The sequence below is a fragment of the Streptomyces sp. NPDC086554 genome, from assembly GCF_040686095.1.
Lineage (GTDB): Bacteria > Actinomycetota > Actinomycetes > Streptomycetales > Streptomycetaceae > Streptomyces.
In genome coordinates, this window is record NZ_JBFBJK010000009.1 from 260,395 (window position 1) to 272,404 (window position 12,010).

At 68.5% G+C, this 12,010-nt stretch carries 18 protein-coding genes, 1 pseudogene and 1 riboswitch; of the genes and pseudogenes, 11 read left to right on the forward strand and 8 right to left on the reverse strand.

The window, feature by feature from the left end; translation table 11 throughout:
• Window positions 1-102 precede the first annotated feature (102 nt).
• Entirely contained in the window at window positions 103-930 is an 828-nt protein-coding gene (locus AB0O76_RS17530) for a hypothetical protein (protein WP_365491347.1), read from the forward strand.
• A gap of 52 nt (window positions 931-982) precedes the next feature.
• Here the strand turns inward: AB0O76_RS17530 and AB0O76_RS17535 are convergent, their stop codons facing one another.
• On the reverse strand, window positions 983-1,690 hold the full coding sequence (locus AB0O76_RS17535; protein WP_365491350.1) for a TetR/AcrR family transcriptional regulator: 708 nt from the start codon (window positions 1,688-1,690) through the stop codon (window positions 983-985).
• A 120-nt stretch (window positions 1,691-1,810) separates the two neighbouring features.
• Between AB0O76_RS17535 and AB0O76_RS17540 the strand changes: the two genes are divergently transcribed.
• Together AB0O76_RS17540 and AB0O76_RS17545 are read left to right on the forward strand one after the other, a co-directional pair.
• A complete protein-coding gene (locus tag AB0O76_RS17540; RefSeq protein ID WP_365491353.1) occupies window positions 1,811-2,434 on the forward strand; it encodes a class I SAM-dependent methyltransferase in 624 nt (207 codons plus the stop codon).
• Window positions 2,435-2,470: 36 nt separating this feature from the next.
• Complete coding sequence (locus AB0O76_RS17545; protein WP_365491356.1) at window positions 2,471-3,109, forward strand: DUF2218 domain-containing protein; 639 nt, start codon at window positions 2,471-2,473, stop codon at window positions 3,107-3,109.
• Window positions 3,110-3,171: 62 nt separating this feature from the next.
• Here AB0O76_RS17545 and AB0O76_RS17550 read toward each other — a convergent pair whose 3' ends face one another.
• The 6 genes and pseudogenes from AB0O76_RS17550 to AB0O76_RS17575 form a co-directional block, all read right to left on the reverse strand.
• On the reverse strand, window positions 3,172-3,396 hold the full coding sequence (locus AB0O76_RS17550; protein ID WP_365491596.1) for a hypothetical protein: 225 nt from the start codon (window positions 3,394-3,396) through the stop codon (window positions 3,172-3,174).
• A gap of 76 nt (window positions 3,397-3,472) precedes the next feature.
• Window positions 3,473-3,640: pseudogene (locus AB0O76_RS17555) on the reverse strand (HoxN/HupN/NixA family nickel/cobalt transporter); the annotation flags it as partial.
• A 48-nt stretch (window positions 3,641-3,688) separates the two neighbouring features.
• Window positions 3,689-3,838 carry a hypothetical protein gene (locus tag AB0O76_RS17560; RefSeq protein WP_365491359.1) on the reverse strand — a complete coding sequence of 50 codons (150 nt, stop codon included), beginning with the start codon at window positions 3,836-3,838 and terminating at the stop codon, window positions 3,689-3,691.
• Between the two features lie 22 nt (window positions 3,839-3,860).
• The gene (locus AB0O76_RS17565; protein ID WP_365491362.1) at window positions 3,861-4,730 is read right to left on the reverse strand and encodes a F510_1955 family glycosylhydrolase; all 870 of its coding nucleotides are present in this window, start codon (window positions 4,728-4,730) and stop codon (window positions 3,861-3,863) included.
• 154 nt (window positions 4,731-4,884) lie between these two features.
• Window positions 4,885-5,538, reverse strand: a complete 654-nt coding sequence (locus AB0O76_RS17570; RefSeq protein WP_365491364.1) for a DUF305 domain-containing protein — start codon at window positions 5,536-5,538, stop codon at window positions 4,885-4,887.
• A 97-nt stretch (window positions 5,539-5,635) separates the two neighbouring features.
• Window positions 5,636-6,079, reverse strand: a complete 444-nt coding sequence (locus AB0O76_RS17575; RefSeq protein WP_365491367.1) for a DUF6153 family protein — start codon at window positions 6,077-6,079, stop codon at window positions 5,636-5,638.
• 138 nt (window positions 6,080-6,217) lie between these two features.
• Between AB0O76_RS17575 and AB0O76_RS17580 the strand changes: the two genes are divergently transcribed.
• The 5 genes from AB0O76_RS17580 (at window position 6,218) to AB0O76_RS17600 (ending at window position 9,310) form a co-directional block, all read left to right on the forward strand.
• Complete coding sequence (locus AB0O76_RS17580; RefSeq protein ID WP_365491370.1) at window positions 6,218-6,775, forward strand: hypothetical protein; 558 nt, start codon at window positions 6,218-6,220, stop codon at window positions 6,773-6,775.
• Window positions 6,759-7,127, forward strand: coding sequence for a BlaI/MecI/CopY family transcriptional regulator (locus AB0O76_RS17585; protein ID WP_365491373.1), 369 nt, complete (start codon window positions 6,759-6,761; stop codon window positions 7,125-7,127). The genes AB0O76_RS17580 and AB0O76_RS17585 overlap by 17 nt, the downstream gene beginning before the upstream one ends.
• The gene (locus AB0O76_RS17590) at window positions 7,124-8,032 is read left to right on the forward strand and encodes a M56 family metallopeptidase (protein WP_365491376.1); all 909 of its coding nucleotides are present in this window, start codon (window positions 7,124-7,126) and stop codon (window positions 8,030-8,032) included. Before AB0O76_RS17585 ends, AB0O76_RS17590 begins: the two co-directional genes overlap by 4 nt.
• A gap of 277 nt (window positions 8,033-8,309) precedes the next feature.
• Window positions 8,310-9,176: a prolipoprotein diacylglyceryl transferase gene (gene lgt / locus AB0O76_RS17595; RefSeq protein WP_365491379.1), complete on the forward strand. Its 867-nt coding sequence runs from the start codon at window positions 8,310-8,312 to the stop codon at window positions 9,174-9,176.
• Complete coding sequence (locus AB0O76_RS17600; RefSeq protein ID WP_365491382.1) at window positions 9,173-9,310, forward strand: hypothetical protein; 138 nt, start codon at window positions 9,173-9,175, stop codon at window positions 9,308-9,310. The genes lgt and AB0O76_RS17600 overlap by 4 nt, the downstream gene beginning before the upstream one ends.
• A 58-nt stretch (window positions 9,311-9,368) precedes the next feature.
• Here AB0O76_RS17600 and AB0O76_RS17605 read toward each other — a convergent pair whose 3' ends face one another.
• Entirely contained in the window at window positions 9,369-9,518 is a 150-nt protein-coding gene (locus AB0O76_RS17605; RefSeq protein WP_365491384.1) for a hypothetical protein, read from the reverse strand.
• Between the two features lie 106 nt (window positions 9,519-9,624).
• Between AB0O76_RS17605 and AB0O76_RS17610 the strand changes: the two genes are divergently transcribed.
• The 3 genes from AB0O76_RS17610 (at window position 9,625) to AB0O76_RS17620 (ending at window position 12,001) form a co-directional block, all read left to right on the forward strand.
• The gene (locus tag AB0O76_RS17610; protein WP_365491387.1) at window positions 9,625-10,032 is read left to right on the forward strand and encodes a MerR family transcriptional regulator; all 408 of its coding nucleotides are present in this window, start codon (window positions 9,625-9,627) and stop codon (window positions 10,030-10,032) included.
• A gap of 84 nt (window positions 10,033-10,116) precedes the next feature.
• Complete coding sequence (locus AB0O76_RS17615; RefSeq protein ID WP_365491587.1) at window positions 10,117-11,520, forward strand: MFS transporter; 1,404 nt, start codon at window positions 10,117-10,119, stop codon at window positions 11,518-11,520.
• An 83-nt stretch (window positions 11,521-11,603) separates the two neighbouring features.
• Window positions 11,604-11,734, forward strand: a riboswitch (cobalamin riboswitch).
• Window positions 11,735-11,764: 30 nt separating this feature from the next.
• Window positions 11,765-12,001, forward strand: coding sequence for a hypothetical protein (locus AB0O76_RS17620; RefSeq protein ID WP_365491390.1), 237 nt, complete (start codon window positions 11,765-11,767; stop codon window positions 11,999-12,001).
• Window positions 12,002-12,010: the final 9 nt, after the last annotated feature.

Sequence of the window (12,010 nt, forward strand, 5' to 3'; positions counted from 1 at the left end):
GCCCCTCTCGGTCCGGTCGCGCCCATCAACTCTCACCGTCCATGCTCCCTCGGGCCGGTCCGACGCACTCGCACGCCCGGCCTGCGCTGAAAGGCGTCCTCAGTGTCCCAGCATCACCTCGCCGACCGCACCGCGGTGCCCGCAACTCCCCCTCAGGGCTACGCGCCGCACCCCCACGCGCCCCAGCGGCAGCGGTCCGCGCCCACGCCGTACTCGCCAGAGACGTCGGACGAGCCCACTCCGTCCGCTCGCCGCGCGGAGCGGCGAGGCGGCCGCCGACGTGCGCCGAAGCGCACCCCGTTGCTCGGTAACTACCTTGGCTACGCGGCCACGTTCGTCGGCGCCGGGCTGATCAGCGGCGCCATCGTGCACCATCCGCTGGACCCTGCCCGCTATACCCTCATCGCTGTCATCGGCGCGGCGGTCTTCCTCTTCGCCACGGTCCTCAACGAGTTCGTCCTCACCAAGCAGCGCCCCGGCGCGACCAAAGTGTTGAGCATCGTGGCAGCCTCGCTCGCGCTGTCGTTCGGTATCGGCATGCTCAGCGGCGGTCTCCAGCACTTCGAGGACTTCCCCGAGCGTGCCGCGATGTTGATCCCCTTCGGGCTCACTCTGTCCTTCATCGCGTATGTACTGCGGCACGAGCCGGCGCGCTGGCGCAGCATCATCGGTCCGGCGGGCGTGCTGGTCCTGGTGACCGCGGCCCTCGCGTTCGTCGGCCTGCGCGGCATCGCCGACGGGATGGCAGCCGAGTCGGACGACGGCGGACACAGCCATGGTGAGGAGACCGTCGAGGACGGAGGGATGCCGGAGGAGGCCGAGACGGGCCACGGTGAAGAGCCGGGCGGTAAGGCGCCGACCTCAGAGCCCTCGCAGCCCGACGCCCCTGCCGAGGACGCCGGGCACGCCGACGAAGGCCACAGCCATTGAGCCCGGGAGGCTAGCCACCAGGCTTGTCATGGGTCCGCGCGGGCGCTCTTGCTCACGAATCGGTCGGGTGATGGCCATGAGCGGTGTGTCGTCGAGGGCCGCGCGGCGGGTGGGCGGAAGACGAGTCGTCATTCCCGCTGAGGTATCGGGAACGCCCTGCCGCTGCGTCGGAGTCGGGAAGCCTCGCGGCAGGGCGCACCCCGGTCAGCGTGACCGCGACGAGCCGGTGGACCGCTGCTTTGGACGGCAGGTCGCCGGCTGCGGTGAGGGCGTGGAGGCAGTAGCTCGCGAGCTCGTCGGGGTCGATGTCGTCCCGGACATCACCGGCCTCCGTGCCCTCGGTCAGTAGCTCCTGGATCAGGGCGTGGAGCCGCTGCTGGGCCTGAGTGACCTGCTGGTCCCGGTGCAGGAGCGTCGCGAGTTCGTTGTCGTGGTGCCTGCGGGAGTAGTACGAGATGAGGGCGAACGCCCCCAGTACGGCTTCGAGCCGTTCACCGGTGCCGTCGGCTTCGTCCCGGACCTCGGTGAGGTGCTCGAGGTGCTCGGCGATCTGACGTTCGTGCCAGGCGAGCAGGATCGATTCGACGTCCGGGAAGTACTTGTACAGCGTCGCGCGCCCGATCCCGGACTCCTTGGCGATCCGCGACATCGTCACCGACGTCAGCCCATGCTCGGCGACCAGCGCCGCCGTGGTGTCAAGGACCGCTGTGCGCACCGCGGCGCGGTGCGCATCGATCGTCTCGTTCCAGAGCTTCGGCACGGCGACAGCATACAACCCGACGAGTGGAGGACACTGTGGATTGACAGTGACAATGTGTATCGATAAAGCTGGAGGCGTCACGAGGATCTGGACGATCACGCCCGACGGGAGGGCATGACCATGGCTGGCTCGACCCACCATCCCCATGCCGGTTGCACCTCATCGCACGGACCCGAGGATCTGTACCTCACTCCGCCGCCGTGGGACATCGGTCGACCTCAACCGGCGTTCCTCGCTCTCGCCGAGGCCGACGCCATCCGCGGCCGGGTACTGGACGCAGGCTGTGGGACCGGTGAGCACGCGCTCATGGCGGCCGGTCTCGGCCTGGACGCGACCGGCGCCGATCTCGCCACCAAGGCGTTGGCAGCGGCGGAGGACAAAGCGCGCGATCGAGGCTGTAGCGCGCGGTTCCTTCGCCACGACGCCCGGCACCTGGCCGATCTCGGGGAGTACTTCGACACGGTGGTCGACTGCGGGCTCTTCCACGTCTTCGACGGCGACGACCGTGCCGCCTACGTCGAGAGCCTGCGGTCCGTACTGCGGCCGGGCGGCCGCTACTTCATGCTCGCCTTCAGTGACCGCCAGCAGGGCGAGTGGGGGCGCGTCCACAAACTCACGCGGGACGAGATCGAAACCGCCTTCGCCGACGGGTGGCGGATCGACTCCATCGAACCGTCCACGATCGACATCACTACCGACCCGGACGGCATCAGGGCCTGGCTCGTCGCCCTCACCCGAACCTGAACCTCCCCCAGGCCCGGCAACATGAAAAGGAACGCCATGCTGACCGCCGAAGCCCGCGTCGAGACCGAGCGCCCGAGCCGGTATCTCGTCCAACTCTGCAAGCACTTCAACAACAAGGGGCGGCATCTGGGGCACCGGCCGCGCGCCCACAGCGGTGAGGATGCGCAGGCGCTCCGCGAGATGCAGGAGGTGGCAGCCCAGGCCGATGTCGATTGGTCGGATACGTACGGGACCGTCAGTCTGCCCTGGGGCCAGTGCGTGATGCAGGCGACCCCGACCGCACTGACGGTCCAGGTGGAGGCCGTTGACGAGGAGAACCTGCGGCGGCTCCAGGAGCTGGTCGCGGGGCACGTCGAGAGGTTCGGCAGGCGGGAGCAGCTGAAGGTGACCTGGCAAGAGCTCGAAGTCTCTACGACTTCTCCTGGTGAAGCGGTCGATGCGGCTCCCGCGTCCCAAGGGGGAGCGGCGAGGCGCCGTTGGCGCGGCGGGACCATAGCCCTCACGGCAGGCGGCGTACTGGCGATTGCCCTGCACCTTGGGCTCGGCGGCATTCTGGTGGCGAACTGGCAGTGGACGGCCGGGACAGTCGGCGGCCTCCTGGCTGTAGTCCTCGTGAAGGTCGTGGTCCTGGGCGGCATCGTCGTCCATCGCAGGAAATCATCCAGGGCAGGCTGAAGTCCGCACCATCGCGAAGCGAACGGCGGAGTCAATGCCTTGCCCCGCGCGAAGGCTGTGGCTCACGCGGACGCAGAATCGGGTTCCGCCTCAACGGCCGTACGGTGAGCCGGATAGCGTTCGTCGAAGCGGCGGACCTTCCAGAGCGTGACGGCGCCGATCCAGGTCGCCAGGAACGTCACCACGATGACGAAGCGGATGGTGTTGAGGTCGACGGAGGCGAGCCACGACCACGGCGCACGGTCGTCCGCACCCAGCCGCTCCGCGAGCAGCGAGACTAGTTCCACCGTGCCGACCACGAACGCCGGAGACCAGCGTCCCGATGACTCCGCCGATCTCCGCGAAGCCTGCCTGGAACCGGTTCGCGGCCTGCGCGGCGAAGGCGATGCCCACGGAGAGGCCGAACACGACGGTCGAGTGGCCGAGCGAGAAGGCGAGTCCCAGGCCGAGCGGGCGCTTGCCCTTCTGCAGCAGATAGCGGGTGGTGTCGTCGATCGCCGAGATGTGGTCGGCGTCGAAGGCGTGGCGCATCCCCAGCGTGTACGCGAGCCCCGCCGCACCCGCGTACAGCAACTGCCCCTAGCTGTCGGCGAGGCCGTGATAGCGCGCGTTGTAGTAGGCGAACAGCCCGAAGCCGACGATGTGAAGCGCCGCGATGAACGCGTACATCGCTACCAGACGGCGTATCTCGCCTCGGTCGAACCGCCGGCCCGCCGGGCGGTGCGGCATTCGGCCGACGTCAGCCGGGGGTTCAATGCCTGCCGCCCGACTCGACGGTGAGGCGCAGGGTGAAGGTCTTGCCGCCGTCCTTCGACTCGTACACGCCGTTCTGAGTCGCGGCCAGGACGTGTTCGGCGTCGACAGCGGTGAGGGCCTGGGGCTGCCCGCCGGGGACGGTGCCCGTCTTCTTCCAGGTTGTCCCGCCGTCAGTGCTGCGGTTGAGCCCGCCGGAGGTGTCGATGCCGTAGAGGCCGTCCTTCGCCTTCCAGGAGAGGAAGGCCATCACCGGCTGCTTGCCCTTGGCGAAGGTCTTGCCGCCGTCGGTGCTGCGGGCGATCCCTTCGCCGGTAGTGGCCAGTACGCGGTCGGGGTCCTGGGGGCCGACCGCGATGTCGAGCGCCTGGATGCTCGCTCCCTTCTTCCAGGTGGCACCGTCCTTACTGGTGCGCAGGAGGCCGTTCGTGGCGTCGTAGCCGTAGATGGTGCCGTGTGCGTAGTCCAGTGCGTGGAAGTCGGACTCTCCTGAGAGGGACAGCGACTTCCAGGTCTTGCCGGCGTCGGTGCTCTTGATCAGTCCCTTGTTGCCGGGGCCGTCCGCGCCGGGTGCGGGGTGACCGCTGGCGTAGAACGTCTTGTCCTGGGCCACGGTGAAGCCCATGTAGTCGTCCTTGCTGTCGCCCACCAGCTTGGGCCTGCCCTTGGTGTCAGGGGTGTAGACGCCGTCGTGCGTGGCGACGTACAGGCGCTGGTCGGACGGGTCAAGGCCGAGTCCGTGGATGTGGCTCACCGAAGCTCCCGACGCGGACGGGTCCGCGTCGTCGCTGTCGCTGTCGGAGCAAGCGGCCAGAGTGAGGCCGAGAGTGAGGGCGGTCGCCGCTGCGGCGGCATGGCGCTTGTTCATGGGTCCTCAGGGAATCGTGCGGGCGCCCCGGTGAACGGTGATCGGCGCGGGCGAGGGGGAGTGGGGCGACGGCCCGGGGCCGCGCCGCGAGCGCGGCGCGGAACCCGGACCATCTGGGTGCGACGTGTACCGGATGGTCGGCGTACGGCGAAGATCAGAGCTGGTCGAGGATGCTCTGAAGCTGCTTGACCTCGGCGGACTGGCCCTTGACGATGTCCTCGGCCGTCTTCTTGGCGTCGGAGTTCTTGCCGTCCTTCTGCTCGGCCTTGGCCATGCTGATCGCACCGTTGTGGTGCTCGATCATCATCTCGGCGAACATCTTGTCGAACTTGGCGCCCGTCATGCCCTTGAGTTCCTTCATGTCCTCGTCGGACATCATGCCGTTCATTCCGGAGTGGTCCATGCCGGGCATGGACTCCGCCTCGGTCGGCTTGTCCCAGGAGTTGAGCCAGCCCTTCATCTTCTTGATCTCGGGGTCCTGGGCCTTCTCGATCTTCCCGGCGATGTCCTTGATCTTCGAGTCGGCAGCGCGACTGTCGGCCAGCTTGGCCATCTCCAGAGCCTGCTCGTGGTGCGGGATCATCATTTGCGCGAAGGTGACGTCCGCGTCGTTGAAGTCCTTGGCCGCCGCGCTCTTGCCCGGCTCGGCGGTGGACGACGCCGACGAGTCACCGTCGTGGTCCATGCCGCCCATGTCGTCGCCGTTGTCGCTACAGGCGGCGAGGAGCAGGGCTCCCGCGGATACGACACCGACGGCCGCGATGCGGCGGGCGGGCTTGCGGCGCGGGGCGCGCGTGAAGGAAGTCATGGTGGATTCACCTCGTGTGTCGGTTCTCTGGTCTGTTTTGGCGTACGCGAATCCGCTGGACGGCGCCCGGTGCGCGCGTCCGCAGGAGTGGTTCGGCCTACAGCCGCAGGACTGACAGTTGGGTGAGGTCGGGGCCACGTGGCGGGGGGTGGGGTCGCATCGCGACGGTCACCTGGGCGAGGAGACGCGCCAGCCACTCGCGGTGTCGGGCGAACGCCGACTTGAGGAGCGCGGTGATCGCCCACGCTCCGAACAGGACCGCCATGCAGAGTGAGGCCATGTCCATCGACATGGCGGGCTGGTGCGCGGACGGCGAATCCGCCGAGTGGCCCGGGGCCATGGAGGCGGGAGCGCCCATGAGGTCGTCGGCCGCGGCGGCCGCATCCATCGTCGACGTGTGAGATGCGGTGCTCATGGCGGAACCGGACGGCTCCTCGGGATGCCCCGTGGAGTGCATCGCGAAGATGCCCAGCGCGAGCACCACGACGAGCAGCAGGTGCCCGAGGGCGCCTGCTGTGCGTACGTATCGGCTCGCCGTCACTCTGGAAACCCTGCCACTGGTCGTCCGGATCTGCGTCTTCGACGGTACCCAAGGGGCGCGCAGAATACCGCGGCGGGGCCAAGTATCCGTCGATCTACTAAGCTGTTTGGTATTAGGATACGGCAGAGAGGCGGACGCATGCGCGTATGGACGGCACGTCAATGGGTGCTGGCGGCGGCCGTGGCCATCGTCTCCGGCGTCGCGATCGGCGTACCGACCGGGGTCGTACCAACGCACTTCTACACCCGGATGACTCCGGTGCTGTGGTGGAACTACCCGGTCTGGGCGGTGTCATCGCTGCTCATGGGCCTGCTGGCGGCGACCTACGTGGGCCGGCCTCCTGCGGCGCGAGCTGATGGCCCGAGGGGCCGCCGTGCGGTGCTCGCCGGTGCGCTGTCCGCCTTCGCCGTCGGCTGCCCGATCTGCAACAAGCTGGTGGTGATGGCCATCGGGGTCAGCGGGGCCCTGTCGTACTGGGCTCCGGCGCAGCCGGTGCTGGCCGTCGCGTCGCTGGCGCTGCTCGTACACGCCCTGGTTCGGCGACTGCGTACGGCGGCCGCCTGCCCGACGCTGCCGGCACCCTCCGCTGATGGCTCTGCGGGGCGCGAAGGCGTCGCCGACTACGATGAAGGTTCACTGGTACCGGAGGGTTCGAACTCCGGGAGCGAAGGGAGCGGACGTGCGTCAGCTGGGTGAGCTCGAGGCGGAGATCATGTACCGCCTGTGGACCTGGGGACGTCCGGCGACCGCGCGCGACGTACTGACGGACATCAACAAGCAGCGGCCCCTCGCCTACAGCACAGTGAAGACCGTGGCCGACATCCTCTACAACAAGGGCATGCTCAAGCGGCACAAGGAGGGGCGGGCCTGGGTGTACACCCCTACCTGTACGCGCCAGGAGTACACGGCGTCGCAGATGCACGAGGCGCTCGGCAGCAACCCGGACCCGGCCGGAACGCTGGTCAGTTTCCTGGACCAGATCACGCCGGAGGAGGCGAACGCACTACGCTCGGCCCTCCGTGCGGCGAAGAGGCGGAGCGACGCATGATCACAGCCGTGGCGCTGGCCGGATACGCGGTCCTGGTGGGTGCCGCGGCGCCAACCTTCCTGTCCCGGGCGCGGTGGCCTCACCGCGCGCCGGTCCTCGCGGTCCTCGCGTGGCAGGGTCTCATGGCGACGTTCGTCGTCGCCACCGCGCTCTCGGTGTACCACCTGGTCCTCACGGAGCAGCACGTGCATGACGGCCTCGTCGGGTTACTCAGTGCCTGCAGTCTTGCCGCCGATGCCCCGGCGGGCGGATCCGTGCCCACCCTCACCGACGCTCTTGTGCTCGCCGCCCCCGTCGCGATCATCCTGCTCCCGCTGGGCTGGCTCGTGCGCTGCGCATGGCTGGCGCGCCGAGCGCGGCAGCGTCACCTCGACATGCTCACCCTGGTCGGAGAGCCGGCGCCCGAGTACGACGCGACCGTCGTCGACCACGGAGTTCCGGCCGTCTACTGCCTGCCCGGCCGCTGCCGCCGCGTCGTGATCACCCGAGGCGCCCTGGACGTGCTGTCCGATACGCAGCTGCGGGCTGTTCTGGAGCACGAGCGTGCGCATATCGAGGGCAGGCACCATCTGCTCCATGTGCTGGTTGACGGCTTCTCGCGCGCCTTCCCCGGTCTGCCGCTCGCCCGGCATGCCAAAGAGCAGACGGCTCTGCTGGTGGAGATGATCGCGGATGACCGCGCCCTGCGGTTCCATCCCCGGGAGGAGCTGGCCACTGCGATGTGCGAGGTGGCGGCCGGTCGGGCACCGCAGGCGGCTCTGGGCGCAGGGGGCACGGGTGCCCTCGTCCGGCTCCGCCGCGTTCTCGCTCCGCAGCCCCGACCGCATCGCGCGACCTGGGTGGGCGTTGTCGCAGCCACCGTCGCGGCACCGTTGCTGCCGTTGCTGGTGGCGTGCGGGCCCTGATCCAGCCAGGGCCCGCACGCCACCCCACCGTCCATCTAGGACACACCTCCCGGGAGCCTCGGCTCGTCTTCCTGTGTATCGGGGGGGGCGACACAAACGAGTCGAGGCTTCCGGTTAGCGAGGTGCTGCCGCCAGGTTACTGCTAATTGTCTTAGTGGTCCAGTGTCGCCCTCAACCGATCGCCCTCCCGCCTGTGATGGTTGAGTTCCCTGCCTGGCCTGTATGCGTCTGGTGGACATTTCGCTAAGCAACTTAATAGATTCACGTATGCGTTGGCATGCAGCTCGCTTACTTGCCCAGCCCGGCGCGAGGAGTCGTAGACCTGGGGCCGCTGCCTCTTCGGGCATACGCCCTCTGCATCATCCTGGGCATCTTCGTGGCCGTCTGGCTGACCCGGCGACGCTGGGCCGCACGCGGGCGTGATGCCCATGAGGTGGAGGACATTGCGATCTGGGCCGTTCCGTTCGGCATCGTCGGCGGGCGCCTGTACCACGTGATCACCAGTCCCGATGCGTACTTCGGTAAGGGCGGCGATCCGTGGCAGGCGCTGCGGATCTGGGAAGGGGGACTGGGCATCTGGGGCGCCGTCGCCCTCGGAGCGCTGGGCGCCTGGATCGGATGCCGTCGCCGAGGCGTCTCCCTCCAGGACTTCGCGGACGCCGTGGCGCCAGGGCTCGCCCTCGCCCAGGCCATCGGCCGCTGGGGCAACTGGTTCAACCAGGAGCTGTACGGACGACCGACGACCCTCCCGTGGGGCCTGGAGATCGACCCCGGCAACCGTCCGGAGTCCAGCCCCGACCTCGCGACCTACCATCCGACGTTCCTGTACGAATCTCTGTGGAACATCGGTGTGGCCGTCCTGTTGATCTGGGCCGGTCGGCGCTTCTCCCTGAAGCAGGGCCAGACGTTCGCTCTCTACGCCGCCGCGTATTCCGTCGGCCGCTTCTGGATCGAGTATCTGCGCATCGACGAGGCCCATACGTTCGGCGGGCTCCGCCTCAACGACTGGACCTCGATCGTGGTCCTCATCGCGGCCGTCGTCTTCTTCTTCGTCCGGTCTGCACGGCGGGGTGACGGCGACGGCCCGAAAGGCTCCGACACCACGTCCCAGCAGCCTGACCCGGAGGAGAGGGCCGCAGCATGACCAAGGAACGGCACAAGGAGTTCTCGGAGGCTTTGACGATCCTCCTGGGCGGTCATTCGCCCTTCTACCTGGTGGGAGGTGTCGTCGCGATGGCCGTGGGGGCGTGGCGGGCCGGGGTGCTCGACGCCAAGTAGAGACGGCCCGCCGACGTCAAGTAGAGACGGCCCGCCGACAGGGAACGGGCGGTCCGGGCTACTGGGACTTCTTGACCATGATCTTGCCGCAGCAGCATGTCGGACTCTGCTGACCGGTGCAGGTCGGCGGGGCCGCCTTGGTCACGGTCAGTTCACAGCCGCAGTTCGACTCCGGACAACGGTAGACCTCGCCCTCACGGAACGGCATGGTCACCACCTCCCTCGTCTCTCTCGTCGCGATTCATCGGAACGTTCACGACGCTAGAACCCGGCCCCCGGGGCAAGGTCAAGACTGGGGGTGAGGAGGTAGGGGCATGGCGCTTCAGGGACTGACCATCGGGCAGGCCGCCCAGGTGGCTGGGCTGACCCGCAAGGCGGTGCGGGTGTACGAGGCCAGGGGGCTGCTGCCCGCCGCCGAACGGAGCCCGGCGGGCTACCGCCTCTACGGCGAGCACGACATCGACGTACTGACCTTCATCCGAAGGGCCCGCACTCTCGGCCTGCACCTGGACGACATCCGCGAAGTGCTCCACATCCGCGACGGTGGCATCCCTCCGTGCGACACGGTCCGCGACCTGCTCGACGCTCGCATCACGGAGATCGACGACACCGTGTCCGAACTCCTGGCCCTGCGCGGGACCCTCGTCGACACCCGGCAGCGCGCCAGTGACTGCACCGACGTACGTCCCGTCACCGTCTGCGGGATCATTGAGGACGCGTAGTCCCTTCCGCACACGGCTCAGGGCTTCCGCCCGCGGCTCAGGGGCTTCCCCCTTGACGCAACCACCGGCCGCCGCCGGTCGGCGCTGATCGTGCTGTGCTTCGTGCAATTCATGCTGGTCCTGGACGACAACGTGGTGAGTGTCGCTCTCCCCAGCGTCCGGGATGAACTCGGCTTCAGTGCCGCGGGCCTGGCCTGGGTCGTCAACGCGTACTTCCTCGCCTTCGGCGGGCTGCTGTTGATTTCCGGCCGCGCGGCCGACCTGCTGGGCCGCCGACGCGTCTTCCTCAGCGGCGTGGCGCTGTTCGGTGCGGCGAGCCTGGCCTGCGGACTCGCCCAGGAACCCTGGCAGTTGGTGACCGGGAGATTCGTCCAGGGGGCGGGCGCGGCCATGGCCAGCCCGGCCGCACTGTCCCTGATCACACTTCTGTTCCCAGGTGCCGAGGAGCGCGCCAAGGCATTCAGCATCTGGGGCGGCATCGCCGGTCTGGGCGGCACCATGGGCTTGGTGATCTCCGGGGCGCTGACCGGCCTCACCTCCTGGCGCTGGATCTTCCTGATCAACCTGCCCGTGGCCGCCGGGGCTCTGGTACTGCTCCCGCGCCTCGTCGCCGAGAGCCGGGCCACCCGCCAGGCGCGCCTGGACGTACCTGGCGCGGTCTTGGGCACCGGCGCCGTCTTGTCGCTGGTCTACGGTCTGCTCCAGGCCGGGGAGTCGGGTTGGGGTGACTCGGCCGTTGCCGGGCCCCTGCTCCTTGCCGTCGTCCTGACCGTCTCGTTCCTCGCGGTCGAGTCACGCACGGCCGAGCCACTGGTGCCCTTGTCGTTCCTGTCCTTCCGCACCCGTGCCGTCGCCAACGGTGCGACCCTGCTGTTCTCCGCTGCCCTCTACGCGATGGCCTTCCTGCTGATGATCCACCTGCAGACCGTGCTGCGCTACGGTCCGCTCAAGGCTGGCATCGCCTACCTGCCCTACGGTGCCGGAATCCTGACGGGCATGTGGCTCTCCTCCCGCGCAGTGATCAGGTTCGGGATGCGCCGGACTTTCGTCGTGTCGTTCCTGATCAGCTCAGCGGGGCTGCTCCTGCTGTCCGACGTGACACCGAACGACAGCTACGCATCCGGGGTGCTGCCCGGCATGCTTGTCATGAGCCTCGGCTGCGGCCTGAGCCTTCCTGCCCTGACAGTCGCCGCGCTCACAGGCACCACCGAGGAGAACGCCGGTCTCGGCTCTGCGCTCCTCAGCTCCGTTCAACAGATCGGCGGCGCTGTGGGGGTGGCGGTACTCGTCACCCTGGCCGCGCGCCGCAGCGACGCCGTGGCCGATTCGACCGGCCCGCTGCACGCCGCGACGGAAGGCTACTCACTCGCGCTCATCGTCGCTGCGGCCCTCCTCGCGCTCGGAGCCCTCCTCATCGCCACCCTGCTCGGAAGCCGCCGCTCAGAATCTGCGGCGGACGTACGCGACATGTCGGCAAAGCACGGCTAGCTGCACGAAGCTGTCCCGTGCGACGCCATCCGTGAACCCCTATCGGGCACAGAGGGCCTTGCTCTAAGTTGCCTAGTAGACGTCGCGCACACGCGACGACAAGTTCGCATCGAGGCGAAGGTGAGCAGGAACCCGGTGGAAATCCGGGGCGGTGCCGCCACTGTGACCGGGGTGACCCGGGAGTCAGACACTGACCCTTCGTCCTCCAGGCAAGTGGGGCGTGCGCACCCCACGAGGAGGTTTCATGAGTGCTTCAGCGGTTCCCGGAACGCGATCTGCCGCGGGGCTGGTCGTTCACCCGCTGCGGGACGGGCTCATCGCTGCCGCGGCGGTGATTCTCGCGCTGGTCGTGCTGGACGCGGTCTTCCTGGACCAGGGGGCGCTGCTGTCACCGATGCTCGGCAAGGTCGCGACATCGGCCAACTACGTCCACGAGTTCGCGCACGACGGGCGGCACCTCTTCGGTGCCCCTTGCCACTGAGGAGAGCGC